This window comes from Sulfuriferula thiophila (genome assembly GCF_003864975.1).
Lineage (GTDB): Bacteria > Pseudomonadota > Gammaproteobacteria > Burkholderiales > Sulfuriferulaceae > Sulfuriferula > Sulfuriferula thiophila.
The window spans coordinates 1-25,069 of sequence record NZ_BHGL01000003.1 but is presented as its reverse complement, the minus strand read 5'-3'; the positions used below and the strand labels follow the sequence as shown (position 1 = coordinate 25,069).

The 25,069-nt window shown below is 52.8% G+C and carries 26 protein-coding genes, 4 tRNA genes and 1 pseudogene; 26 read left to right on the top strand and 5 right to left on the bottom strand.

Annotated features, from left to right (window positions below):
- Window positions 1-29: 29 nt before the first annotated feature.
- Window positions 30-1,460, top strand: coding sequence for an Asp-tRNA(Asn)/Glu-tRNA(Gln) amidotransferase subunit GatB (gatB, locus tag EJE49_RS01240; RefSeq protein WP_124948588.1), 1,431 nt, complete (start codon window positions 30-32; stop codon window positions 1,458-1,460).
- Window positions 1,461-1,490: 30 nt separating this feature from the next.
- On the opposite strand, the gene EJE49_RS01235 is transcribed toward gatB, so the two are convergent.
- The 3 genes from EJE49_RS01235 to pyrE are packed head-to-tail and all read right to left on the bottom strand — an operon-like array spanning window position 1,491 to window position 3,425.
- Window positions 1,491-2,150, bottom strand: a complete 660-nt coding sequence (locus EJE49_RS01235) for a retropepsin-like aspartic protease family protein (RefSeq protein ID WP_124948587.1) — start codon at window positions 2,148-2,150, stop codon at window positions 1,491-1,493.
- 13 nt (window positions 2,151-2,163) lie between these two features.
- Window positions 2,164-2,781 (bottom strand): DUF4124 domain-containing protein, encoded by a 618-nt coding sequence (locus tag EJE49_RS01230; protein WP_124948586.1) that lies wholly within the window; start codon window positions 2,779-2,781, stop codon window positions 2,164-2,166.
- Entirely contained in the window at window positions 2,778-3,425 is a 648-nt protein-coding gene (pyrE, locus tag EJE49_RS01225; protein WP_124948585.1) for an orotate phosphoribosyltransferase, read from the bottom strand. Before pyrE ends, EJE49_RS01230 begins: the two co-directional genes overlap by 4 nt.
- Window positions 3,426-3,449: 24 nt before the next feature.
- On the opposite strand from pyrE, the gene EJE49_RS01220 reads away from it, so the two are divergent.
- The 8 genes and pseudogenes from EJE49_RS01220 to EJE49_RS14465 all read left to right on the top strand — a co-directional run bounded on the left by EJE49_RS01220 (window position 3,450) and on the right by EJE49_RS14465 (window position 10,966).
- Complete coding sequence (locus tag EJE49_RS01220) at window positions 3,450-4,229, top strand: exodeoxyribonuclease III (protein WP_124948584.1); 780 nt, start codon at window positions 3,450-3,452, stop codon at window positions 4,227-4,229.
- 20 nt (window positions 4,230-4,249) lie between these two features.
- Window positions 4,250-5,617 (top strand): AmpG family muropeptide MFS transporter, encoded by a 1,368-nt coding sequence (locus EJE49_RS01215; protein WP_124948583.1) that lies wholly within the window; start codon window positions 4,250-4,252, stop codon window positions 5,615-5,617.
- Window positions 5,618-6,289, top strand: a complete 672-nt coding sequence (locus EJE49_RS01210; RefSeq protein WP_124948582.1) for a sulfite exporter TauE/SafE family protein — start codon at window positions 5,618-5,620, stop codon at window positions 6,287-6,289.
- Window positions 6,290-6,299: 10 nt separating this feature from the next.
- Window positions 6,300-7,577, top strand: a complete 1,278-nt coding sequence (gene rsmB, locus EJE49_RS01205) for a 16S rRNA (cytosine(967)-C(5))-methyltransferase RsmB (protein ID WP_189941589.1) — start codon at window positions 6,300-6,302, stop codon at window positions 7,575-7,577.
- Window positions 7,555-8,121, top strand: coding sequence for a DUF4390 domain-containing protein (locus EJE49_RS01200; RefSeq protein WP_189941587.1), 567 nt, complete (start codon window positions 7,555-7,557; stop codon window positions 8,119-8,121). Before rsmB ends, EJE49_RS01200 begins: the two co-directional genes overlap by 23 nt.
- Window positions 8,076-10,259: a sensor histidine kinase gene (locus EJE49_RS01195; RefSeq protein WP_223246682.1), complete on the top strand. Its 2,184-nt coding sequence runs from the start codon at window positions 8,076-8,078 to the stop codon at window positions 10,257-10,259. Before EJE49_RS01200 ends, EJE49_RS01195 begins: the two co-directional genes overlap by 46 nt.
- A pseudogene (locus EJE49_RS14470) lies at window positions 10,256-10,624 on the top strand (response regulator); the annotation flags it as partial. The gene EJE49_RS01195 and the pseudogene EJE49_RS14470, both read left to right, overlap by 4 nt.
- The gene (locus EJE49_RS14465) at window positions 10,598-10,966 is read left to right on the top strand and encodes a helix-turn-helix domain-containing protein (RefSeq protein ID WP_442267843.1); all 369 of its coding nucleotides are present in this window, start codon (window positions 10,598-10,600) and stop codon (window positions 10,964-10,966) included. The pseudogene EJE49_RS14470 and the gene EJE49_RS14465, both read left to right, overlap by 27 nt.
- A gap of 44 nt (window positions 10,967-11,010) precedes the next feature.
- On the opposite strand, the gene EJE49_RS01185 is transcribed toward EJE49_RS14465, so the two are convergent.
- Window positions 11,011-11,466 (bottom strand): outer membrane lipoprotein, encoded by a 456-nt coding sequence (locus EJE49_RS01185; protein WP_124948578.1) that lies wholly within the window; start codon window positions 11,464-11,466, stop codon window positions 11,011-11,013.
- Window positions 11,467-11,526: 60 nt separating this feature from the next.
- Window positions 11,527-12,462 carry a carbohydrate kinase family protein gene (locus EJE49_RS01180; RefSeq protein WP_124948577.1) on the bottom strand — a complete coding sequence of 312 codons (936 nt, stop codon included), beginning with the start codon at window positions 12,460-12,462 and terminating at the stop codon, window positions 11,527-11,529.
- A gap of 142 nt (window positions 12,463-12,604) precedes the next feature.
- On the opposite strand from EJE49_RS01180, the gene EJE49_RS01175 reads away from it, so the two are divergent.
- The 17 genes from EJE49_RS01175 to EJE49_RS01095 all read left to right on the top strand — a co-directional run bounded on the left by EJE49_RS01175 (window position 12,605) and on the right by EJE49_RS01095 (window position 24,961).
- Window positions 12,605-13,453, top strand: a complete 849-nt coding sequence (locus tag EJE49_RS01175; protein ID WP_124948576.1) for a zinc dependent phospholipase C family protein — start codon at window positions 12,605-12,607, stop codon at window positions 13,451-13,453.
- A 96-nt stretch (window positions 13,454-13,549) separates the two neighbouring features.
- Window positions 13,550-14,587 carry a complex I NDUFA9 subunit family protein gene (locus EJE49_RS01170; RefSeq protein WP_124948575.1) on the top strand — a complete coding sequence of 346 codons (1,038 nt, stop codon included), beginning with the start codon at window positions 13,550-13,552 and terminating at the stop codon, window positions 14,585-14,587.
- A gap of 8 nt (window positions 14,588-14,595) precedes the next feature.
- Window positions 14,596-15,807 carry a multifunctional CCA addition/repair protein gene (locus EJE49_RS01165; protein ID WP_124948574.1) on the top strand — a complete coding sequence of 404 codons (1,212 nt, stop codon included), beginning with the start codon at window positions 14,596-14,598 and terminating at the stop codon, window positions 15,805-15,807.
- A 35-nt stretch (window positions 15,808-15,842) separates the two neighbouring features.
- Entirely contained in the window at window positions 15,843-16,376 is a 534-nt protein-coding gene (gene gmhB, locus EJE49_RS01160; protein ID WP_124948573.1) for a D-glycero-beta-D-manno-heptose 1,7-bisphosphate 7-phosphatase, read from the top strand.
- Window positions 16,376-17,104 (top strand): lysophospholipid acyltransferase family protein, encoded by a 729-nt coding sequence (locus EJE49_RS01155; RefSeq protein WP_124948796.1) that lies wholly within the window; start codon window positions 16,376-16,378, stop codon window positions 17,102-17,104. The genes gmhB and EJE49_RS01155 overlap by 1 nt, the downstream gene beginning before the upstream one ends.
- A 73-nt stretch (window positions 17,105-17,177) precedes the next feature.
- Window positions 17,178-17,801: a M48 family metallopeptidase gene (locus EJE49_RS01150; protein WP_189941585.1), complete on the top strand. Its 624-nt coding sequence runs from the start codon at window positions 17,178-17,180 to the stop codon at window positions 17,799-17,801.
- Between the two features lie 64 nt (window positions 17,802-17,865).
- Entirely contained in the window at window positions 17,866-19,566 is a 1,701-nt protein-coding gene (locus EJE49_RS01145; protein WP_189941583.1) for a tetratricopeptide repeat protein, read from the top strand.
- Window positions 19,567-19,568: 2 nt separating this feature from the next.
- Window positions 19,569-20,147, top strand: a complete 579-nt coding sequence (lolB, locus tag EJE49_RS01140; RefSeq protein WP_124948570.1) for a lipoprotein insertase outer membrane protein LolB — start codon at window positions 19,569-19,571, stop codon at window positions 20,145-20,147.
- The gene (ispE, locus tag EJE49_RS01135; protein ID WP_124948569.1) at window positions 20,144-20,995 is read left to right on the top strand and encodes a 4-(cytidine 5'-diphospho)-2-C-methyl-D-erythritol kinase; all 852 of its coding nucleotides are present in this window, start codon (window positions 20,144-20,146) and stop codon (window positions 20,993-20,995) included. The genes lolB and ispE overlap by 4 nt, the downstream gene beginning before the upstream one ends.
- A 37-nt stretch (window positions 20,996-21,032) precedes the next feature.
- Window positions 21,033-21,107: transfer RNA gene (locus EJE49_RS01130), tRNA-Gln, on the top strand.
- Between the two features lie 117 nt (window positions 21,108-21,224).
- Complete coding sequence (locus EJE49_RS01125) at window positions 21,225-22,175, top strand: ribose-phosphate pyrophosphokinase (RefSeq protein WP_124948568.1); 951 nt, start codon at window positions 21,225-21,227, stop codon at window positions 22,173-22,175.
- Window positions 22,176-22,275: 100 nt separating this feature from the next.
- Window positions 22,276-22,866 carry a 50S ribosomal protein L25/general stress protein Ctc gene (locus EJE49_RS01120; RefSeq protein ID WP_124948567.1) on the top strand — a complete coding sequence of 197 codons (591 nt, stop codon included), beginning with the start codon at window positions 22,276-22,278 and terminating at the stop codon, window positions 22,864-22,866.
- 12 nt (window positions 22,867-22,878) lie between these two features.
- Window positions 22,879-23,454 (top strand): aminoacyl-tRNA hydrolase, encoded by a 576-nt coding sequence (gene pth, locus EJE49_RS01115; protein ID WP_124948566.1) that lies wholly within the window; start codon window positions 22,879-22,881, stop codon window positions 23,452-23,454.
- Between the two features lie 5 nt (window positions 23,455-23,459).
- Window positions 23,460-24,551 (top strand): redox-regulated ATPase YchF, encoded by a 1,092-nt coding sequence (ychF, locus tag EJE49_RS01110; RefSeq protein WP_124948565.1) that lies wholly within the window; start codon window positions 23,460-23,462, stop codon window positions 24,549-24,551.
- 39 nt (window positions 24,552-24,590) lie between these two features.
- Window positions 24,591-24,675 (top strand) — tRNA-Tyr (locus EJE49_RS01105).
- Window positions 24,676-24,759: 84 nt separating this feature from the next.
- Window positions 24,760-24,833: transfer RNA gene (locus EJE49_RS01100), tRNA-Gly, on the top strand.
- A 53-nt stretch (window positions 24,834-24,886) separates the two neighbouring features.
- A tRNA-Thr gene (locus EJE49_RS01095) sits at window positions 24,887-24,961 on the top strand.
- Window positions 24,962-25,069: the final 108 nt, after the last annotated feature.

Genomic DNA, 25,069 nt, shown 5'->3' with positions numbered 1-25,069 from the left:
CTGGCGGTTAGCACAAAGGTTAAGTCATCATGCAATGGGAAATCGTCGTCGGGTTGGAAGTTCATGCCCAGTTGTCTACCAAGTCTAAAATTTTTTCCGGTTCCAGTACCGCGTTTGGTGCAGCACCGAATACTCAGGCCAGCGCGGTGGATCTCGCGTTGCCGGGGGTGTTGCCGGTACTCAACCGCGGCGCAGTGGAACGGGCAATCATCCTGGGTCTGGCGATTGATGCTCATGTCAGTCGGCGCTCGGTATTTGCGCGTAAAAATTATTTTTACCCGGATTCACCCAAAGGCTATCAAATCAGCCAGATGGAACTGCCTGTCGTTGAAGGCGGCAGTCTGTTGATACAGGTGGGGGATACAGAAAAACTTATCCGCATTACCCGTGCGCACCTGGAAGAGGATGCCGGAAAATCCATGCACGGCGAATTTCACGGTATGACCGGTATCGACTTGAATCGTGCCGGTACGCCCTTGCTGGAAATCGTGTCCGAGCCGGATATGCGCGGTTCAGCAGAGGCGGTTGCCTATGCTAAAACCCTGCACAGTCTGGTGGTGTGGCTGGGGATTTGTGACGGCAACATGCAGGAAGGCAGCTTCCGTTGTGATGCCAACGTGTCGGTGCGGCCGATGGGGAGCACCGAGTTAGGTACACGTTGCGAGATCAAGAACCTCAACTCGTTCCGTTTCCTTGAACGTGCAATCGAATATGAGGCGCGGCGCCATATTGAAATCAATGAGGACGGTGGCACCATCCGTCAGGAAACCCGGCTGTATGACCCGGATCGTGACGAAACCCGTACCATGCGTAGCAAGGAAGATGCGCACGATTATCGTTATTTCCCGGACCCGGATTTGTTGCCGCTGGTGATTTCCGAAGAGTGGATAGAGCGTACCCGCGCGACGATGCCGGAATTGCCGGTAGCGATGCGTGAACGTTTTGTCAGTCAATACGCGATTCCTGCCTATGATGCTGCCGTGCTGACAGCGACCAAGGCGACCGCGACTTATTTTGAGCAGCTGGTCGCGGCGGTTGGTGGTGAGGCCAAGTTATGCGCGAACTGGATCATGGGCGAATTGTCGGCAGCACTTAACCGGCATGAACTGGATATTGCCCATAGCCCGGTCGGTGTGACGCAATTGGCAGCGCTGATCCGTCGCATCGGTGACGGTACCTTGTCCGGCAAGTTGGCCAAGGAAGTCTTCGAGGTGTTGTGGCAGGGTGAAGGTGAAGTGGATGCCATTATCGATGCCCGTGGCTTGAAGCAAGTGTCGGATGTCGGCGTAATCGAAGCCGTTGTTGATCAGATACTGGCCGCGAATCCAACTCAAGTTGCCGAATACCGTGCCGGTAAGGAAAAAATGCTGGGTTATCTGGTCGGGCAGGCGATGAAAGCGATGAAGGGTAAAGCCAATCCGCAACAACTGAATGAGGTGTTGTTGCGTAAACTAGCCTGAGTGATAGGTTATTGAGCGGTGGATAGCCGCTTAATAACGCTGGGTCAGCGTCATCGTGGTGCCGTCGCGGTGCATGCTGGTTTGATTCAGGAAACTCATGCCCAACAGAGCAATTGGCAGTCCACCGCCTTCGATGACGGTTCCTGGCACCATATTCAGGCTAATGCCGCCCACGCGAATGTTGTTGAATACCACCCGATATGCGCCCGTGCTGCCGTTGGCGGTGCTAACTGCGCTACGTGTCCCATTGCGGTAATTCACTCCCAGACGATCGGCTTCTTGCGTGCTGATAGCTACAGATGTTGCGCCGGTATCCACTACGAAATTGACGGTAGTGCCGTTAATCGTGCCTGTGGTGAAAAATTGCCCGCGTCCGTCGGCGTTGAGTGTGGCACTGGCTTTACTGCTGGTGTTGCCTCCACCCGAGTACGACTCCCCCATCGTTAATACGCGCCGTTTACCGTCGATTTCAAACATGGCCGATTGCGCGTCCGCACGCAATAATTTCACACCCTGTGCATTGTCACCGACAGCCATGACGCGCGGTTTACCCGAGTCAATGATGACCATGGCGCGATCCTTGAATAAACCAGTGACGTTCACATTGGTTGCACTATAGGCCAAGCCGCTGAAAGCGCAGGTGAGCAAACTCAGAGCGGCCATGCGGAAGGACAGATGGATTATCGGCATAGTAATATTCCGGTTATTTCGGGCTGGCGGTTTTGCCGGTTAACTCGATGAAGCGAGTTTTGTCGGCATCGAATTTGCTGCGGATGTCAGCCATTTCCTTGCTCTTTTGCGAGAGTATGTCTTCGAGTTCGGTGATGTGTTTGAGATTGGCCGCATATTCGGCAGCCTGCGGTCCTGTGCCTGGTATTTTGCCACCGGATTGTTTTATCAGTTTGGCTTGTTTGTCACGTAATGGCGCCAGACGCAGGTTAGTGCCATCGACTACCAGTTTGGATTGTTCCAAGCTACGATCCCGCGCCAGATCGATTTCGGCAGGTGAGGTATAGGTGTTAAGCAATGCTGAATCGTGGCGCTTCTGTTCGGTTTGCGACTGCTGTTCTTTTGTGATTTTGGCGGCCTCGGCTTCGTTATTGAGGCGTTGCTCCGGGGTCAGCGCTGCCGGCGTTTGCTTGAGAACCGTCCCTCTTTTGCTCATCTCGGTGGTGGCACGGCCAGCGGCTTGTGGCGGCATGGTATCGCCATAGTGGGTGACGCCTTGTGCGTCTTTCCATTTATAAATGTCGGCGTGGGCGACTGTAGCCGTGCTCAGGGCAAGTGCGGCCACTAGCAAAATTTGGTATTTGGTTGTCATGCTTGGCTGGCTCCATAAGTGGCGCGATAGTGTGCTACCGCTGCAGCATATTGTTCCATGTTCTTATCGGTTTGCAAATAGGCAAGCAGATCATTAAGGTTGGCAATGGCGAAAACCGGAATGCCATATTGCTGTTGCACTTCCTGCACTGCTGACAATTCGCCCTGGCCACGTTCCATGCGATCAATGGCGATGATTACGCCGGCAGGTGTTGCGCCCTGGCTGCGGATGAGTTCGACTGATTCACGCACCGAGGTGCCGGCAGAAATGACGTCGTCGATAATCAGTACGCGCCCCTGTAACGGTGCTCCGACGATATTGCCGCCTTCGCCGTGATCTTTGGCTTCCTTGCGGTTAAAGCTGTAAGGGGTGTTGTGACCCAGTCCGGCGAGGGCAATGGCTGTGCTGGCCGCGAGCGGAATGCCTTTATAGGCAGGGCCAAACAGCACATCGAATTCTATTCCGGCAGCAAGGATGGCTTTAGCGTAAAATTCGCCTAGCTGCTTTAATGCCATGCCGTCGGCAAATAAACCGGCGTTAAAGAAATAGGGACTCATGCGCCCCGCTTTGGTTTTGAATTCACCAAAGCGCAGTACGTTCTGGTCTATGGAAAAGCGCAGGAACTGTTGTCTGAAATCGAACATGATAATAAATTTGGGAATCACAAAGTGCGTATTATAACTGCCAATTTGAATGGGATTCGCTCCGCAGCGAGCAAAGGTTTCTTTACCTGGATGTTACGCCAGGATGCCGATTATATCTGCGTGCAGGAATTAAAGGCGCAACAAGCCGATATGCGCTCGGAAATGCTGGCACCGGAAGGTTATAGCGGCTATTTTCATTATGCCGAGAAAAAGGGTTACAGCGGCGTTGGTATCTACAGCAAGCAACCCGCAGATGAGGTGATCGTCGGCCTCGGTATTGCCGATATTGATGCCGAAGGCCGTTATCTGGAAGTGCGTTATGGCAACCTGAGTGTGATCTCACTGTACTTACCATCCGGTTCCAGCGGGGAAGACCGCCAGCAGGTTAAATTTGATTTTCTGGCACGGTTTTACCCGCATCTGGCGGCACTTAAGGCAAGCGGACGTGAAGTCGTGGTGTGTGGCGACTGGAATATCGCGCACAAGGAAATCGATCTGAAAAACTGGAAGTCCAATCAGAAAAATTCAGGCTTCCTGCCGGAAGAGCGGGCGTGGATGACGCAAGTGCTGAATGAGTTGGTATGGGTGGATGTGCATCGCACGCTGTATCCGGATGCGACTGGCGAAGCCTACACCTGGTGGAGTAATCGCGGTCAGGCATGGGCAAATAATGTCGGCTGGCGCATCGATTATCAGCTGGCCACGCCTGCCATCGCCGCCACGGCAACATCGGCAGTCGTATATAAAGAGGAGCGTTTTTCCGATCATTCGCCGTTGATTGTGGATTACGACTTTACTATTTGAGTTCCTGGTTAGAGCGCACTATGCAAACACATCCCTGGTTAGCTGCATTCAAGGTTTATGCCCATCCACGTGTGGTGGGTATGCTGTTTCTGGGGTTTTCCTCGGGACTGCCTTTGCTGCTGGTGTTGGGCACGCTGTCATTCTGGCTGCGCGAAGCCGGGATAGATCGTTCCACTATCGGCCATTTGTCATGGGTGGGGCTGGCCTACGGTTTCAAGTGGGTATGGGCGCCGCTGGTAGATCGACTGTCATTGCCGCTGCTAACTAAATGGTTAGGCCGGCGCAGAGCCTGGCTGCTGCTGTCGCAAGTGGTCATTGTGCTGGCCTTGCTGGGGATGGCCAATACCGATCCTGCTGTTAGTCTGCAGCCGACCATCTTATTTGCGCTGGCGGTGGCGTTTGCATCTGCGACTCAGGATATCGCGATGGATGCGTATCGCATTGAAGCCGTATCGCAGGAGAAGCAGGGAGCAATGGCCGCCACCTATCAGGCCGGCTATCGTATTGCGATGATAACCGCGGGCGCGGGTGTGCTGTGGATCGCCTCGGCTGTGGATACCACGCCGGATATTTATGATTTCAACCCCTGGCACGTGGCTTATCTGGTGATGGCGATGTGTATGGCAGTAGGCATCCTGGCGACCTTGAGCATACGCGAACCGGAACTGGCGCCTAACCTCATTGCGCAACAGGAAGCAAATGAAGTGCATGCCTGGTTGGCAGCAAAAGGACTGAGCGGCAGATCACTGGCAGTGGCGGCGTGGGTGTATAGCGCGGTGCTGAGCCCGTTCATGGATTTTGTGCGCCGCTTCGGTTGGCAGGCGGCACTGATCCTGGCGCTGATTGCGATTTACCGGATCTCGGATGTGGTGATGGGGGTGATGAGTAACCCGTTCTATGTGGACATGGGCTATTCCAAGGATGAAGTAGCGACAGTATCCAAGGTGTTTGGCGTCATTATGACCATAGCCGGTGCCGGATTGGGTGGCGTATTGACCGCAAAAATGGGGGTGATGCGCACCTTGTTTCTGGGGGCGGTGCTGTCCGCGGCGACTAATTTGCTGTTTGTCTGGCTGGCCGGACGCGGTCATGATGTGTCGGCACTGGTGTTTACCGTATCGGCCGATAATCTTTCTGCCGGTATTGCTTCCAGTGCCTTTGTCGCTTATTTGTCGGGGCTGACCAACAGTGCCTATTCGGCGACGCAGTATGCGCTGTTCAGCTCGGTGATGTTGTTATTACCCAAGTTCATTGCCGGTTTCTCCGGTGATTTTGTCGATGCTTATGGCTATGCTGATTTCTTTACCGCAACCGCGTTGATGGGCCTGCCGGTGCTGGTGCTGGTATGGCTGGCCGGGCGGGCGCGATTGCATGTGCTGGACAAGTAGATGCCTGAGTTAAGTATTTTATCGGTGTTTCTGGTTGGCCTGCTCGGTGGCGTGCACTGCGTGGGCATGTGTGGCGGCATTGTGACTGCCTTGTCCTTTGCGACCCCGAATGCCAAACCCGGTTTGCTGATGTTGCTGGGCTACAACGGTGGGCGCTTGCTGAGCTATGCGATTGCAGGCGCGATTGCCGGTGCGGTCGGCGCAAGTACCTTGCTGCTGAATGATTTTCTGCCGGTATCGCGCGGTCTGTACGTGTTTGCCAATGTCATGCTGATATTGCTGGGGCTGTATCTGGCCGGGTTGTCACGTGCGGTGTTGCTTCTGGAAAATCTCGGTGGTAGCGTTTGGGCTAAGCTGCAACCGTTAATGAAGCGCCTGATGCCGGTGCGTAATCCGGCACAGGCCGTGTTGGTAGGCATGGTGTGGGGCTGGCTGCCCTGCGGTCTGGTGTATTCCGTGCTGATTTCAGCCTTGGCGACAGGCAGTGCCGGACATGGCGCTTTACTGATGCTGGCATTTGGTCTGGGAACCTTGCCTAATCTGCTGGCGATGGGATTGCTCGCGAAACAGCTGCAACATTTTACGCGCCAGCCTGCTGTGCGCCTGATCGCCGGTTTGCTGGTAGCCGGGTTTGGCGTGCTCGGACTGGCACGGCTGATAATAAATTTATAGGTATCGCTGAATGAATCAAACCAATTTACAACCTCCTTTGCGCCAATTGCTGAAGCGCGCAGCCATAGCGGTGGATGCTGTCGTCCATAAAGGTCAGAATCTGAACCGGGTATTGGCTGAGCAGCCGGTGCCGGGGCGTGCTACGGTGCAGGATATGTGTTATGCCAGTCTGCGTGAATATGGTGAGTTGGCCGCAATGCGGGATGCGTTGCTGACCAAGCCGCTGACTGACAGGGTGATTGCTACGTTGCTGGTGGTGGCGTTGCGTCAGGTACGCGCCAAGCCTGATGCGACACACATGGTGGTGAACGAAGCGGTGGAAGCGGCGTCTGCCGTACAGCCGTGGGCACGTGGTTTGACTAATGCAGTGTTGCGTAATTATCTGCGGCAGGCTGCGGCATTGACGACGACAGTGATGGCGCAACCGGTGGCGCGCTGGAATTATCCGCAATGGTGGATAGATAAAGTGAGTGCAGCCTACCCGCAGCATTGGCAAGCGGCGTTGACCGCCGGTAATCAGCATCCGCCGATGACGTTACGGGTCAATGTGCAGCACGGAAATGTGGCCGGCTATCTGGAATGGTTACAGGACGAAAATATTGCTGCAAGTCAGGTGGGCGTGTCGGCAGTGCAGCTGGTGCAGCCGATTGCGGTAACCGCGTTGCCTGGTTTTGCCGATGGACGGGTATCGGTGCAGGATGCCGGGGCGCAATTGGCGGGGGTGTTACTGGATGTGCATGATGGTCAGCGCGTGCTGGATGCATGTGCGGCACCGGGTGGCAAAACCGGTCATATTCTGGAGCTGGCTGATGTCAGCCTGACGGCGCTGGACAGCGATGCTGCCCGTTTGCAGCGAGTGGGCGAAAATCTGACTCGACTGGCCCTGCAAGCCCAATTGCTGCAAGGTGACGCCGGTGATCCGGAAAAATGGTGGGATGGTGTGGCCTATGATCGCATTCTGGCGGATGTGCCATGTTCGGCTTCCGGTGTGGTGCGTCGACATCCGGATATAAAATGGTTACGCCGGCCGGATGATATTGCGCAGTTCGCTGCCCAGCAGGCAGTTATTTTGCCAGCACTCTGGCAGTGTTTGGCTACGGGTGGTAAATTGCTTTATGTAACCTGTTCGATTTTCCCCGAAGAGAATCAGCAGCAAATAGATGCGTTTTTAACCCAGCATGAGGATGCGCGCCAACTGCCGCTGGACGGCGATTGGGTGACGCCGGGTCAGTTGTTGCCGAATGATAATCACGACGGTTTTTATTATGCCTTACTTGAAAAAATTTAAATTCTGGCTGGTGCTCTGTCTGTGGGTAGGGCTGAGCATGCCTGTGTTTGCTGCCAGTGACGGAATACAGATCAAAACGGCCGAATTGAAACAGGTCGATGAAATGTATTATTTGAATGCGCAGATGAATGTGAATCTGAGCCCGATGCAGGAGGAGGCGATCAAAAAAGGCGTGTCGCTGTACTTTATCACCGAGTTTGAGTTCAAACGCCGCCGCTGGTATTGGCTGAATGAGGATCTTGCGCGTATTACCCGGGTTACGCGCTTGTCCTATAACGCACTGTTGCGTCAGTATTTTGTTTCCGGCGTCAATGTGCATGCGCGTAGCGTCGACAAGCTCGAAGATGCGTTGATGATACTGGGGGAAATAAATGCCTGGCCGGTGATTTCCCGCAATCAGCTGGACAAGCATGAAACCTATCAGGCGACATTGAGTATGCGGCTGGATACGTCGCAACTACCCAAACCGTTGCAAATTAATGCGATTGCCACCGGTAGATGGGAGCTGGAATCGGCCCCGCTGGTGTGGATAATGAATCCGTGAAATACCTGGTTCTCCTTAGTTTTATTGTCGGTGCAGGGCTGGTTTATTTATTGTCCAGCGCGAGTGCGAATACAGACCTGTTTGCGCATAACTTTCCTTTGCTGCTTGGTGCAACCGGTACGCTGGTGGCAGCGATGCTGGCGCTGGTGGTGTATCAGGTTGTGCAGCTGCGCCGCAAAATGCGTGCCGGGGTATTTGGCACCAAGCTGACGATACGGTTGATGCTGGTGTTCGGGTTGATGGCGCTGTTGCCGGGTGCAGTGGTGTATGCCGTATCGGTGCAGTTTTTATCCAAGAGTATCGAGTCCTGGTTCGATGTGCGGGTGGACACGGCGCTGGGGAGTGGTTTGAATCTGGGGCAGGCAGCGCTGGATAACTTGCAGCGCGAGTTGACGGTGAAGGCAGATTCCATGGCGCAGCGGCTGGCTGAAACCCCGGCCAGTGCGCATGCAGTAGAGCTTAATTTGTTGCGCGAACAATATAATATTCAGGAAGCTACCTTATTTACCGAACGTGGCAAGCTGATTTCCTTTGCGGGAAATGAACGCTCTGGACTTACCCCTACAGCGCCGGATAACAGCATATTGCTGCAAGTTCGCCAGCAGCAGACTTACGCGCGTATTGAGAATGTCGGCGATCGCGGACTGTATATGCGGGTGGTCGTGCCAGTAAATTTATTATCGTTCACGGAAAATATCCGGGTACTGCAATTATTGCAGCCGGTACCGAAAAAGCTGGCTGACGATGCCGAAGCGGTACGTCTGGCTTATCAGGATTATCAGGAACTGTCATTGTCACGTCTGGGATTGAAGCGCCTGTATGGACTGACGCTGACGCTGGCCATGGTGCTGGCGCTGCTGGCGACAGTGGCACTGGCCTTTCTCATCAGTGAACAAATGGCCGCGCCGTTACGCGCTTTGGCCAAGGGAACACGCGCGGTTGCCAAAGGCGATTTCAGCCAGATGCATCCGGTCAACAGCCGGGATGAGCTGGGCATGCTGACGCAATCGTTTAACCGTATGACCCGTCAGTTATCGGAAGCGCGCACCACAGCCGAAGAAAGCCGTGCCCAGATTGAGAAATCCCGTGCCTATCTGGAAACGATACTGGGCAACCTGACGTCCGGGGTGGTGGCATTTGATGAACAGCTGCGGGTGCGCAGTATCAATCCGGCGGCCGCACAGATATTGGGTGTGGATGCGGATGTCTTGCGTGGCATGCAGCCCTATCAGTGGCCTGCCCAGGCACCGCAACTGGCGGATTTTGCGCATGCGATTGCTTCGCAATTCCAGGCGCATCCGGATGCGGATTGGCAGCAGCAGATAGAGTACCGCGGCAATCAGGAGAAACGCATGTTGCTGGCACGGGGTACGCGTCTGCCTAGCGGTATCGATAGCGGTTGCATCCTGGTATTTGATGATATTACCCATTTGGTACGTGCCCAGCGCGATGCAGCATGGGGTGAAGTGGCGCGGCGGCTGGCACACGAAATCAAAAACCCACTGACGCCGATCCAGCTTTCCGCTGAGCGTATCGAGCATAAGTTTGCCAGCAAGCTCAATCCCGCCGATGCCGATACCTTGCGGCGCTCCACGCAGACCATCGTGAATCAGGTGTCGGCGATGAAGGAAATGGTGAATGCGTTTGCTGAATACGCCAAGACGCCGCGTGCGCAGTTGCTGCCAGTGAATCTGAATGCGCTGATCGGCGAGGTGCTGGATTTGTACGGGCATGATGCTGCTATCCATCTGCAGTTGGCCGATTCATTGCCATTAGTGATGGGCGATGCAAAACTGCTAAGACAGATCATCCATAACTTATTACAGAATGCGCAAGATGCGCTGGTCGATATAGCTCAGCCGCATATCGTGATCAGTACGGGTAGTGCAGAACATGAAGTGCAGTTGATCATTACCGATAATGGCTCCGGTTTGCCGGAGCAGGTGATGGAGCGCTTGTTTGAGCCTTATGCGACAACCAAACCGAAAGGGACAGGACTGGGTCTGGCTATCGTGAAAAAAATTATAGAGGAGCATCACGGCATCATCCGCATGGAAAATCGTGCTGAGGGTGGAGTCGCTGTGTGTATTCGTTTACCTGCTGCGGAACAAGCGGGACAAGTGGAGCAAGTGGCATGAGTGGACAGATTTTAGTAGTTGATGATGAAATGGGGATACGTGAGTTGTTGTCCGAGATACTCGCCGATGAAGGTTATGATGTTGCGCTGGCCGAGAATGCTGCCGCAGCACGGGAGTATCGGCAGCGTACGCGGCCGGATCTGGTGTTGCTGGATATCTGGATGCCGGACATGGATGGTATCAGCCTGCTGAAAAGCTGGGTGGCGGGCGGCGAGTTGAACATGCCGGTGGTGATGATGTCGGGGCATGGCACGATAGATACTGCGGTTGAAGCGACACGTATCGGTGCGGTAGGTTTTCTGGAAAAGCCGATTGCTCTTAAAAAGCTACTGGAAACGGTGGCGGATAGTTTAAAGCAGGGGCAGACACGTGCTCCCGTGCTGGCGAATTCGAATGGCGGGGCGTATGAGGAGGTTGTGGCACTTGCACCAGTGCAGGCCAAAACTTTTGACGCTGTGCAAGCTCCGGTTCCCACCGTTGCAGCACATGATCCGGCTGGTTCATTCGCAGCCAGCATCCATGTCGCGCTGGATCTGCCATTGCGTGAAGCACGCGATCTGTTTGAGCGGCATTATTTTGAGCGATTGATAGAACAGACTGCGGGTAACATGAGCCGGCTTGCCGAGCAGGCTGGCGTTGAGCGTACTCATCTGTACCGCAAATTGAAGCAGTTGGGGGTGAAATTACCCAAAAAGCTGGAACATTAAAGTGGCGGTGACGGGGTTATGCGTGTAACCCCGCCCCGGCAGCTTTAGTAAGTAACGCGAGTAGTGCCGCCACCGCTGAGTACGCGTACTCTGTCACCTACCCGGAACTGTTCATCAGCGCCCTGGGTGATCGCAATAGTACGGCCGCTATCAAGCTTGACCGTGACTTCTACGCCGGTTTGCGATGTGACTTTTTCTTCCACAGCCGAACCACCGAGGCCACCAAGTACCGCGCCTAATACTGCGCCTGCAATCTGGCCGTTACCACCACCAATCTGACTGCCGGCAATGCCGCCTACGGCAGCACCCGCAACAGTACCAACAGGGGTTTTGGTGCCTTCAATTTTGACATTGCGTACCGCTACGACAACGCCGGTTTGCACTTCCTGCACGGTACGTGCCTGGCTGCGGCCATAATCGGCGCTGCCCAGGCCGCTGGCACAGCCGCTCAATGCCAGAGTGGCAACCATGGCAAATGCTAAAGGTTTGCTGATGTTCATAGTGATCTCCTGTTAAATATTAAGGCGATAGATGCAAATGCCGCGAGTTAGTTCAGCGCATTAAGCGAAATCATACCCAAATTCGGCTTTAAAAAGTTGCTTGATATCGTTCAGGCTGGGGGCGTGATTTTGACCGCCGCGATGAGCGATTTTGATGGCGCCCAGCAACGAGGCCAGCCGACCAGTAGTTGCCCAGTCCATGCCATTGGCAATGCCGTGCAGCAGGCCGGCACGGTAAGCGTCACCGCATCCGGTAGGGTCCAGTACTTCGCTGGCGCGGGCGCAAGGAATGTCGATAACCTGCCCGTCAGCATAGATGTGGGAGCCGAGCTCACCACGGGTGACGATCAGTGCCTTGACCAGTTGTGCCAGTTCATCCAGGGTTTTGCCGGTGCGGGTCTGCAGTAATTCGGCTTCGTAATCGTTGACGGTCACATAATCAGCGAGTTCTACAAAAGCCATCAGATCATTACCGTCAAACATAGGCATGCCCTGGCCCGGATCGAAAATGAAAGGTGTGCCTGCCTCTTGAAACTCGCGGGCATGTTGCAACATGCCATCACGGCCATCTGGAGAAATAATGCCGATGGTCACATCGCTGGCTTGATTGACATGGTTCAAGTGCGAGAAATTCATCGCGCCAGGATGGAATGCGGTGATCTGGTTGTCGGACAGATCGGTGGTGATGAATGCCTGCGCGGTAAAGCTGTCTTCAACATGACGTATATGCTGGCGACTGATATTCAGTTTGTCCAGATGGGCAGCGTAAGGAGCAAAATCTGCTCCGCACGTGGCCATGATTTGAGGGGTGCTGCCAAGCAGTTTGAGATTGTAAGCGATATTGCCTGCGCAGCCGCCGAATTCACGGCGCATTTCCGGAACGAGAAACGACACATTGAGCATGTGGATTTTCTCCGGAAGGATGTGATTTTTGAAATGGTCATGGAAAACCATGATGGAATCAAACGCTAAAGAACCGCAAATCAGAGCAGACATATTATTAATCGTGAGAGGATAATTTTGCGATTATATCAGTTGCCCGCATGCGTGCCAGTCATGTCGCATCACCCGTGTTTTGTTCATCAAATATTCATCATTTAATCATCATTCTGTCGTAAGCGGGCGATAGTCTGGAGGTATGAAAAAACTGCTGCGTTACGTACTGTGGTGTGTGCCCTTGCTGTTGCAGGCGAACGATGCCAATGCATGGGGTCTGTATACGCATGTGTATTTTGCGCAATGGTTGCTGTGGGGTGTGCCATTGCTAGACAGTGAATTGCGCCGCGCGGTCAGTCGCTATCCTAAATTAGTCATGGCCGGAGCGTGTTTGCCTGACCTGGCCATAATCGGTCGTGTCGTGGGGACGCAGGCATTTGAGCAAACCCATAACTGGCAGGACGCATCGCGTATGTTACAGTCCGCGCAGAATGATGCGGAGCGTGCCATCGCCGTGGGTTATTACAGCCATTTATTCGCAGATGTTGTTGCTCACCATCATTTTGTACCGGCGCATGAACGCTTATGGCTGGATTGGCCGATGTTAGCGCACACTGTCTCGGAATGGGCTATGGATGCACATATAAGCGAGCATTTGCTGGCGACACCAAACCAGTTGTTACGTGCTGGAGAGCTGGATATCGTGCCATTTGTGAGCCGCCATTTTGCGCTGCCCGAGCAGCAGACCAGAAGGGCGGTGCGCGTGCTGGCTCGTGCTGATCAGGGGTTGCGCTGGTGCCGGTTGCCGCAGGGTTTGTATCGTAATGTAATGCGTCTGGATAAGCGGGTGGTGCGTCGTTTTAATTATTTCATCAGTGAAACCAGCTCCCGATTTGCTGAGTTAAACCGGGTGCTGGCAGGCGATTCACCTATCCTGGATGCGAATGGCGGTTGTGCCAAAATGGCGCAGCAGCGTTTGGCGCAATTCAGCGATCATCAAATCAAACGCGGGCAACCGCTGCCGGATGATTGTTTCTACGGTTCTCCTTAACCTGACGTTTTTAGGTTAAAATCCAGAGTTGATTATTGGTGGCACAAAATCCTTGATTTTGCTGCGTGCTTTGTGGATTTAACGTTGGGATCAAGCATGAAATTCAATCGTATCTGTGTGTTGGGCGGCAATGGTTTTGTGGGCTCGGTTATTGTTCAAATGCTGGCTGCACAAGGGCGGCAAGTGCGTGTGTTGACGCGTAATCGCGATCGCGCCAAAGCCTTGACAGTCTTGCCGACAGTAGAAGTCGTGGATGCGGATATTCATGATCAGGTGGAGTTGAACCGCCAGTTTGAAGGCATGGATGCGGTCATTAATCTGGTTGGTGTATTACATGAAACACGTGCCGGTCGGGTGGATAAACCCTCGGCGCGTCGTGGCGATTTCCATGAAAACCATGTTGAGTTACCACGCAAAGTGCTGCATGCCTGTGCTGCGAACGGTATTCAACGCGTGCTGCATATGAGCGCATTGGGCGCTGACCCGACTTCCCAGAGCGCTTACCAGCGTTCCAAAGGCGTGGGCGAGGCATTGATGCGTGAGTCAGCTATGCCTAGCTCGGAGAGCGAGCGCTGGTATCTGGACGGACCTAAATTTGTGCATGGTTATGGCATGCAAACCACCATTTTCCGCCCGTCAGTGGTTTTCGGTCGTGGTGACAGCTTCTTGTCGATGTTCGCCAGTCTGGTCAAACTGTTACCTATCATGCCGCTGGCCAATGCTGGTGCGCGTTTTCAGCCAGTATGGGTAGAAGATGTTGCCAAGGCGTTTGTTGATGCGCTGGATAGTTCGGCAACCTATGGCGCTACTTATGATGTGTGTGGCCCCAAGGTTTATACGTTGCAGGAACTGGTTGAGTTTGTGGCGCATGCGGTCGGCAAAAGCCCACGTATCATTCCGTTGTGCGTAAATTTGTCGTATTTTCAAGCGTGGGCCATGGAATTCATGCCCGGTAAAAAGCTGATGACGCGCGATAATTACTACGCGATGCTGGTGGATAACGTCTGCAACAACCAGCATCCGGCACCGCCTAATTTACAACCGGCACCTTTGGAAGCAATTGCGCCGGAATACCTGAGTGGTGCAACACCACGCGGGCGTTATACCGCATTCCGCCACCACGCTGGCAGGTAATTTCGGAAATGGACGTGTTCGCGGTGGGTGGCGCAGTCCGTGATGGTTTGCTCGGGTTGCCTGTCAAAGACCGCGATTACGTTGTAGTCGGCGCAACCCCTGAGCAGATGGTGGCGCAGGGGTTTTTGCCGGTAGGCAAGGATTTCCCCGTCTTTCTGCATCCGCAATCCCGTGAAGAATATGCGCTGGCAAGAACGGAGCGCAAAACCGCCCCCGGTTACAAAGGCTTTGTGATTCATGCTGATCCCGATGTAACGCTGGAGCAGGATTTGGCGCGTCGTGATTTTACGGTAAATGCCATTGCACAGAGTGTCACCGGTGAATTAATTGATCCTTACCATGGTCAGGCGGATCTGGCTGCGCGGGTCTTTCGTCATGTCAGTGCTGCCTTTGCAGAAGACCCGGTGCGCATCTTGCGTGCCGCAAGATTTATGGCGCGGTTTTCTGATTTTTCCATTGCGCCGGATACCTTGCAGTTAATGCAGCAAATGGTCGCAGCCGGTGAGGTCGATCATCTGGTGCCTGAGCGCGTGTGGCAGGAGCTGGCCAAGGGGTTAATGGAAAAGCATCCTTCACGCATGTTCGCTACCTTGCGCGACTGCGGTGCGTTAGCGCGGATCATGCCTGAGGTTGACCAATTATTCGGTGTGCCACAACCAGCACAGCATCATCCCGAGATTGATACCGGGGTACATGTGATGATGGTGGTGGATTATGCGGCGAATCAGGATTACAGCTTGCCCGTACGTTTTGCTGCCCTTACCCATGATCTGGGTAAAGCGACCACCCCGCCAGAGTTGTGGCCGCGACATCACGGCCATGAAGCGCGAAGCGTGGAATTGACAAAAAAACTGTGTGTGCGTCTGCGTGTGCCGAATGAATGCCGCGATATGGCAGTCATTGCGGCGCGTTACCATGGTGATATACATCGCGCGCAACAATTACGGCCCGACACTATAGTCAAACTGTTTGAAGCCACGGATGCGTTTCGTCGCCCGCAGCGTTTCACCGAGTTGCTGCAGGCATGCGAATCCGATGCGCGCGGCCGTACCGGTTATGAAAATGTGGCATATCCCTCTGCTCCCTATTTGCAGGCAGCTCTGCTCGCTGCGCAGCAGATTGATACTGCAGCTATTGTGGCTGCCAGCACCGAGCCGGACAAGATAGGTTTGAATATCCGCGCGGCGCGTATTCAGGCGGTAAGTCAGTTATCGGTTTAGAACAGAGCTGATTTATCTGGGTTATACTTGTAGTTATGAAACTTATTATTCTCGATCGTGACGGTGTTATTAATTTAGACTCCGATCACTTTATCAAAAGCCCCGAAGAGTGGAAGCCGATTGCAGGAAGTCTGGAAGCAATCGCGCGCCTGAATCAGGCGGGCTATCGTGTCGTGGTGGCGACGAATCAATCTGGAGTGGGGCGTGGTTTGTTTGATATGGCCATGCTAAATGCGATCCACGCAAAAATGCATAAGGCAGTAGGTAGCGTCGGTGGTCGTATCGATGCGGTATTTTATTGCCCGCACGCGGCGGATTCGAAATGTGCTTGCCGTAAACCTCAGGCGGGTATGTATCTGGAAATCGCCGAGCGGTTTGATATGTCCTTGATAGGCGTACCTGTCGTGGGAGATAGCTTGCGCGATTTGCAGGCTGCTGCTGCAGTGGGTGCGGCACCGATACTGGTGCTGACCGGTAAGGGTGAAAAAACGCTGGCAGCTGGTAATCTGCCGGAAGGTACGGATGTTGTGACCGACTTGGCGAGTGCTGTTGATAGGGTATTGAAGTGATGGTAGTGCTGCGTTCCGTGCTGTTTTTGTTGCTGCAATCAGTGTTAACGATAGTTTTCGCTGTATTTGCGTTATTTACCTTTCCTTTCTCGGCGTTCACCCGTTATCGTCTCATTACTGGCTGGAACCGTTCGGTGGTGTGGCTGGCACGTTGGATATGCGGCATACGTTATCAGGTCATCGGCCTGGAAAATCTGCCTGATGAAGCTGCGATTATCATGGCAAAACATCAGTCGGCATGGGAAACCATTGCGCTGCCGATATTATTGCCTCCGATGGCTATCGTGCTGAAGCGGGAGTTGTTACGTATCCCGTTTTTCGGGTGGGGTATGGCCATGCTTTCGCCGATAGCGATTGATCGGGGTGATGGCAGGGCAGCTTTAAAGCAGATTGCCGAGCAGGGTAAGCAACGTCTGGCGGATGGTTTGGGTGTGCTGATTTTCCCGGAGGGTACCCGGGTCGCCTCAGGCGTGGTCGGGAAGTATGGAATTGGTGGCGCATGGCTGGCGACGCATGCCAAGGCGTTGGTTGTGCCTATTGCGCACAATGCCGGCGAAGTATGGCCGAAGAACGCGCTGTTGAAGCATCCCGGGTTGATCACGGTGAGTATTGGGCCTGCGATAGATCCGTCAGGTATGAAGCCGGATGCGCTCAACCAGCGGGTACAGGCGTGGATAGAAGCCGAAATGGCATTGCTGCCGAATTATGCGCAAACCGCAACGAAGTAATGAAGTCCGCCAAATTGTGTTGCACGGGGCGAAACAGTCGTACAACTTAAAACGGAGTTCTGCACGCAGAACATTGGCCATAACCATCAATGCGCAAGGTCTCGTCGTGCATGCGCCTTGGGCAATGGCGCTGTTGCAGATTGAGCGTTTTGTGCTGGACAAGGCGGATTGGGTTGTTGAAAAGCTGGCGGCACATGTTCGTATTGCCCCGGCTGCGCCCATCTGGCAGCATGGAATGGTATTGCGTGTATTGGGAACGGAACTTACTTTGGTAGTGGGGGCTCACATAGGGGCTGTGTCTATGCGGGATTCAGTTCTGTATGCGCCTGAGCTGGCTGCGGATGAGTTGAGTCGCAGGGTGCTGGCATGGTACCGGACTTTGGCAATAGCGCATTTTAATGACCGGTTAGCGCGGTTTGCACCGTTGTTGCCGCGTCAGCCAAACAGTCTGAAATTGAGCAATGCCCGTACGCGCTGGGGTAGCTGTACTCGGGATGGCGTGGTGCGTTTGAATTGGCGTTTGATACAGGCATCGCATGCGGAGATCGATTATGTGCTGGCGCATGAGTTGGCGCATCTGACGCACATGAATCATTCAGCAAGATTCTGGCAGGAGCTGGAGCGTATTTATCCGGATTACCATGTGCCGCATAAATTATTACGCGCACACGGCCATCGCTATCATCAAATTTCGTGATGATGAAAATGAACCTATGTCAGGCAGTTGGTTTCTAATTGATAAATTAACCTGGAATAACATAATGCGCCCGTCTGCTTTTTATATTGCTGTATTGAGTCTTGCCTTGTCGGCAATTACGCCTAGTCTGGCGGCAACGCCAGTAGTCAAAGTGCGTGCTGCAGAAGACAATTTGCCTAAGCAAGTGCTTACTAACCAGATATTGTATCAGTACCTTGTGGCTGAAATTGCAGTGCAGCGTGGAGATGTAGCATTGGCGAGTGAGGCGTATCTGGATTTGGCTAAAACTACGCGTGATCCGCGCCTTGCCAAACGTGCGACCGAGATTGCCTTGTATGCGCGCCAGGCTAAGGCTGCTGAATCTGCGTCCAGGCTTTGGCTGGACCTCGATCCGCAATCAGCCAGTGCTCGTCAGACCGCGACTGCAATATTGCTGGGGGGTGGCAAGCTGGATGACGCTAAGCCATATCTGCAGCAATTGCTGGCAGGCAGTCATGATAATGTCGGGGCTGAGTTCATGCACATTGGTGCAATGCTGGGTGGTCAGGCAGATAAGGCAGCGGGTTTAGCGCTGGTTCAGGAGCTTGCCCAGCCTTACCCGAATTTACCTGAGGCACATTTGGCGGTTGCGCAAGCGGCAGCGAGAGCCGGTAAGTTTGACTTGGCATTGGCTGAATTGGATATAGTGCATAAACTCAAGCCTGGCTGGGAAACGGCGGCGCTGTTGCGTGTTGAAGTGCTTAGTCGCGATGGCAGGCCAGATGGCATATTGTATGCGCAGGACTACCTCAAGCGTTATCCCGAGGCGAAAGAATTACGATTGGGCTACGCGCGTGTATTGCTAAATCAAAATCGTTTGCAGGAGTCGCGAGAGCAGTTCAGGATTCTGGCGAAAGCAGTGCCAACCAGTCCGGAAATGCAGCTGGCAATAGGGCTTATTTCGTTGCAGTTGAATGAACTGGATGCCGCAGATGCAGCATTTAAGGCGGCGCTACAACTGAACTATGTGGATCCGGGTTCCGTGCAAATTTACCTGGGGCAAGTCGCGGAAGCGCGAGGGCGTGATGACGAGGCTGCCACTTGGTATCGTGCCGTTACGACAGGTCCGCAATACTTGCTGGCACAAGTCAAATACGCGACACTCCTCGCGAAAAAAGGCAAACTGACCGAAGCGCGTACTTACTTGCATGATGTTAAGGTTGATAATGATGCGGATCGTGTGCGCCTGATACAGGCAGAAGCTGAGTTGTTGCGCGCAGCGAAAGACGATACGGCGGTGTATGCCTTATTGGGCGAAGCCTTGGCCACCCGGCCGGATTCGGTGGAGCTGTTGTATGACCATGCGATGGCTGCAGAGAAGTTGAATCATCTAGATGTGCTGGAGCAGGATTTGCGTCATGTGCTGAAATTGCAACCAGATCATGCCCATGCTTTGAATGCGTTAGGGTATACCTTGGCAGATCATAATATACGCTTGAATGAGGCGCAGGATTTGTTAGGTCGTGCGCTGAAATTAGCGCCGAATGATCCGTTTATACTTGACAGCATGGGTTGGGCCCAATATCGATTGGGTAAGCTGGATGCTGCAGTTGATTATTTGCAGAGGGCATTCGCAGCGCGACCAGATCCGGAAATAGCTGCGCATTTGGGTGAGGTTCTGTGGGTGCAAGGCAAGCACACAGAAGCGCGTCAATTGTGGCAGTCATCATTAACCGCCAGCCCAAAAAATCAGGCTTTGCTTGAAGTGCTGACGAAGTTCAAATAACGATGCTACGATGGTTAATATTGGCATTGGCAATATCAGGTGTGACGGGTTGTGCGAGTGTGCCTCCGCCAGTTGTGGTCACGGGGCTAAATCAAGCCAGGCAGGAGCGGTTTGAACTGGATGGCCGGATAGCAGTGCATTACCGCAATGATTCCTCAACTGCCTTGATCCATTGGCAGCACCGACCTGATGTAGATCATCTAGTGCTGTCATCCCCGTTGGGGCAGACGCTGACTGCACTTACCCGTGACGAGCAGGGGGTAAGCCTGATCGACAGCGCACAGAAAACGCATCATGCTGAGAATGTCGAAAGTCTGACTGAGCAATTGCTGGGCTGGAAATTGCCGCTGGAAAATTTATCTTACTGGATAGTGGGTAATGCGGTGCCAGGCCAGGCTTATCAAATGCAGCAGGATGCTGCACATGGTATTGCGCAGTTAACCCAGTCTGGCTGGGTGGTGACGTATAGTCGCTGGCAGCAAGTGGATGGTGTAAATCTGCCTAATAAACTGACCCTGGCCGGACAAGGAGTAGAAGTACGTCTAGTCATCGGGGAATGGAAGATAGTGGGTTTGGAATGAATGAATTGAATTGTCCTGCACCTGCTAAGTTAAATCTGTTTCTGCATATAATTGGTCGTCGTGCTGATGGATACCATTTGCTGGAAACCGTATTCCGTTTTGTAGATTATGGCGACCAGGTGAAGTTGCGCTTGCGTGATGATGGGCGCGTTGTGCGCGTAAAAGCGCTGGATGGCGTGCCGGAAGAACAGGATTTATGTGTTCGTGCGGCGCGGCTATTGCAGCAGGCCAGTGGTACATCGCTGGGCGTCGAGATTGAACTGCACAAAGTCTTGCCTATGGGGGGTGGATTGGGTGGTGGAAGCTCGGATGCCGCAAGTATATTGTTGGGGCTGAATCGGTTGTGGCAGCTAAATTGGCCGCGCGAACGTTTGCAAATCTTGGGGCTGCAGCTTGGGGCAGATGTGCCCGTCTTTATCTATGGACAGAGTGCGTTTGCGCAAGGAATAGGGGAGCAGTTGCAGGCGGTTTCACTCAAACCGGCCTGGTATTTAGTGCTGATTCCACCTGTGCATGTATCCACGCCAAAGATTTTTGCGCATCAACAATTGACAAGAGATAGTAAAACCATCACAATAACGGACTTTTCCAAGGCTGAAAAATTAACAGACCTGACGAGAAATGATTTGCAAACTGTAGTATGCGTGGAATATCCGGTAGTGGCAGATTATTTGGCTTGGTTAAGTCAATTTGCGCCAGCAAGAATGACCGGATCGGGAGCGTGTGTATTCGCAGAGTTCGCTGATGAAAGCGAAGTGCGAAAAGTATTTGCTTTGCTTCCACAAGAGATGCACGGGTTTGTGGCGCAAGGAATGGATAAGCATCCGCTCTATGAATTAGCGAAGTAAGCTGCGTTAAGCAGCTTGCATTAGCGTCAGTAACAACAGGGGAGTCGCCAAGTGGTAAGGCATCGGATTTTGATTCCGACATTCGCAGGTTCGATCCCTGCCTCCCCTGCCAAATTAAGTAGCTAGCTCAATACTAAAATAAAAGCGTGTAATGTGTCGTTACACGCTTTTATTTTTTGTGTTTGAACTAAAGTTTGTCTTCTGTATTTAAGGTTTTGCGGGGTGAGTTGTGGCCTACGATAGCTTGATGGTGTTTACCGGGAATGCCAATCCGAAGTTAGCTGAGGATGTGGTGCGTCATCTGAATATCCACCTGGGACGCGCAACGGTTGCACGCTTCTCTGATGGAGAGGTGATGGTAGAGTTATTGGAGCATGTGCGCGGTAAAGACGTATTCGTGCTGCAATCAACTTGCGTACCGACCAATGATAGCTTGATGGAGATTATGGTGATGGTTGACGCGTTGCGTCGCGCATCTGCAGGTCGTATTACTGCGGCCATTCCGTATTTTGGTTATGCTCGACAAGATCGTCGTCCGCGTTCTGCGCGGGTTGCTATTACCGCCAAGGTAGTGGCAAACATGCTGACCGGTGCTGGCATAGACCGTTTGTTGACGATGGATTTGCATGCAGACCAGATTCAAGGCTTCTTCGATATTCCTGTTGATAATATTTATGCGTCGCCGATCTTGTTGGGTGATGTGTGGAAACAATCCTACCCTGATCTGATTGTGGTATCGCCGGATGTGGGCGGTGTGGTGCGCGCGCGGGCGCTTGCCAAACGCCTGGAGTCTGACCTTGCCATTATCGACAAACGTCGTCCTAAGCCAAACGTGGCTAAGGTGATGAATATCATCGGTGATGTTGACGGGCGTACCTGCATCATCATGGATGACATGGTGGATACGGCAAACACACTGTGTGAAGCGGCGCAGGCGTTGAAGGATCGTGGTGCAAAACGTGTTTTGGCTTATTGCACGCACGGGGTGTTGTCCGGTACGGCTGTGCAGCGTATTAATCAGTCGGCGATAGATGAGCTGGTGGTTACGGATACGATACCGTTACGCGATGATGCGAAAGCCAGTCCGCGCATACGTCAATTGTCGGTAGCGGAGCTGCTGGCGGAAACGATGCGTCGTATCAGTAATGAAGACTCGGTGAGTTCGTTGTTTATGGAATGATTTCGGTGGGTGCGCAAGCGCCCATCATGTGTTCATCGCCTGGTCGCGGGGATGAATTAACCTCGGGTTGCATATGCAGCCCTTTTAACTGGAGTAGAAAATGGAAGTAATCGCTCAAAAACGTGACGTACAGGGTAAGGGTGCGAGCCGCCGCCTGCGTCGCAGTGGCAAAACCCCTGGTGTTATTTACGGTGGCGATAAGCCTGCGGTAAATATTGAACTGGATCATAACGCACTTTATCATGCTTTGAAGCGTGAATCATTTCATGCATCTGTATTAAGCCTGAGTGTGGATGGCGTTAAAGAAGCTGTGTTGTTGCGTGATTTCGTCATGCACCCATTCCGTGTTGAAGTTCAGCACGTGGATTTCCAGCGTGTAGACAAAACGCATAAAATTCACGTCAGCATACCATTGCACTTCATCAATGAAGATGTTGCGCCGGGTGTGAAACTGTCAGGCGGTAACGTTAGTCATATCATGACTGAGTTGGATGTCTCTTGCCTGGTGGATAACCTGCCTGAGTTTATTGAAGTGGATTTATCCGCTCTGGCAGCGGGTCACTCAATTCACGTATCTGAATTGAAATTGCCGGCTGGTGTGGAAGCTGTTGCGGCGCATAAGGGTGAAGATCCTGCTGTTGCAACTATTGTTGTGCCACGTGGCGCGGCAACGGAAGAAACGGCTGCGTAAATACTCCATCCCATGACGGCTATACGGCTTATAGTGGGGTTGGGTAATCCCGGGCGTGATTATGCCCGGACGCGTCATAATGCGGGATTCTGGTGGGTAACACAATGTGCGGAGCAAATGCATATTGTGTTGAAGCCGGAATCCCGTTTTTTTGGTGTGGCGGGTCGCGATATGAGCGGTGCCGAAATTAATCTGTTGATGCCGCAAACGTTTATGAATTTAAGCGGTAAGGCAGTAGCTGCACTGACACGGTTTTATAAGATTGCACCTGAAGAAATTCTGGTGGTGCATGATGAACTGGATTTGTCGCCAGGCGTAGCCCGCTTAAAACAGGGTGGTGGCCATGGCGGTCATAATGGATTGAAAGATATTGCGGTGCAGCTAGGCTCGCCGCAATTCTGGCGGCTGCGAATAGGAATCGGTCATCCCGGTCATAAAAACGAAGTCGCGAATTATGTGCTGAATCCGCCGCGAGCGGATGAGGCAGATTTGATCGAATCAGCGATCATACAAAGTCTGGTGCTTCTGCCAGAGATATTGCGCGGCGACTTTGCGGCCGCGATGCTAAAACTGCACACAAAAGCGTAACTATTATGAGTCTTAAATGTGGCATCGTTGGTTTGCCCAACGTCGGAAAATCTACTTTGTTTAATGCGCTGACCCGTGCGGGTATAGCTGCTGAAAACTATCCTTTTTGTACCATAGAGCCAAATACGGGTGTGGTGGAAGTTCCAGATCCTCGTATGGATGCGCTGGCGAAGATAGTCAACCCTGAACGCACCTTGCCAGCCATAGTGGAGTTTGTTGATATAGCAGGGTTAGTGGCTGGGGCATCAAAAGGCGAGGGATTGGGAAATCAATTCCTGGCAAATATCCGTGAAACGGATGCGATTACGCATGTGGTGCGCTGTTTCCAGGATGATAACGTAGTGCACGTTGCCGGCAAGGTGGATCCTATATCGGATATCGAAACGATACAGACGGAACTGGCATTGGCGGATTTGTCGACATTGGAAAAAGCGGTAGTCCGGTTCCAGAAAACAGCGCGATCCGGTGATAAAGAGGCAGTGAAGATTGTGGCCTTGATAGAGTTGGTGCGCGCTCATCTGGACACTGGCAAGCCGGTGTACGCGATGGATCTGGATACTGAGCAAATGGAATTGCTAAAACCGTTGTGTTTGCTTACCGCAAAACCGGTGTTGTATGCTGCAAACGTCGATGATTCAGGGTTTGAAAATAATCCTTTGCTGGATCGTGTTCGTGCATTTGCAGAAGCGGAAGGAGCGCCAGTCGTTGTCGTATGTGCGGCTCTGGAAGCCGAGATGGTGGATATGGATGAAGAGGATAAAGCCATATTTCTGGCTGACCTGGGTCAGTCAGAGCCGGGCCTGAATCGTTTGATTCAGGCTGCATACAGCCTGCTTGGCCTGGAAACCTATTTTACCGCCGGCGTAAAAGAGGTAAGGGCCTGGACGGTTCATAAAGGCAGCACGGCTCCTCAGGCGGCGGGTGTGATTCATACTGATTTTGAGCGTGGTTTCATTCGTGCCGAAGTGATTGGCTATGAGGATTTTGTTGCCTGCAAGGGTGAGCAAGGTGCAAAAGAAGCTGGGAAAATGCGATTGGAAGGTAAAGAATACATCGTTAAAGATGGCGATGTAATGCATTTTCGATTTAATGTTTGACAAAATTCAAGTCGTGTAAGATAATGCTTGGCTTGTTTAGGAGGGGTTCCCGAGCGGTCAAAGGGATCAGACTGTAAATCTGACGGCTCAGCCTTCGAAGGTTCGAATCCTTCCCCCTCCACCAGAATTAGTAGTGCGTGATGTATAGATGAGTGTGATGTTACGGATAGCGTCAGCTTGAATCCTGAATGCATCGTCGGCAATATCTGCGGGTGTAGCTCAATGGTAGAGCAGAAGTTTTCCAAACTTACGACGAGGGTTCGATCCCCTTCACCCGCTCCAGTTACTTTGCTCTATATGGGCTTTGTTAGTTTAGTAGTTTAAGTAAGTCGTACGCCCATGTAGCTCAGTGGTAGAGCACTCCCTTGGTAAGGGAGAGGCCACGTGTTCAATCCACGTCATGGGCACCAATTATTGATATTTTGTAGTCATCGTTAGGCTGAGAGGATATACATCATGGCAAAAGGCAAGTTTGAACGGACCAAGCCGCACGTTAACGTAGGTACGATTGGCCACGT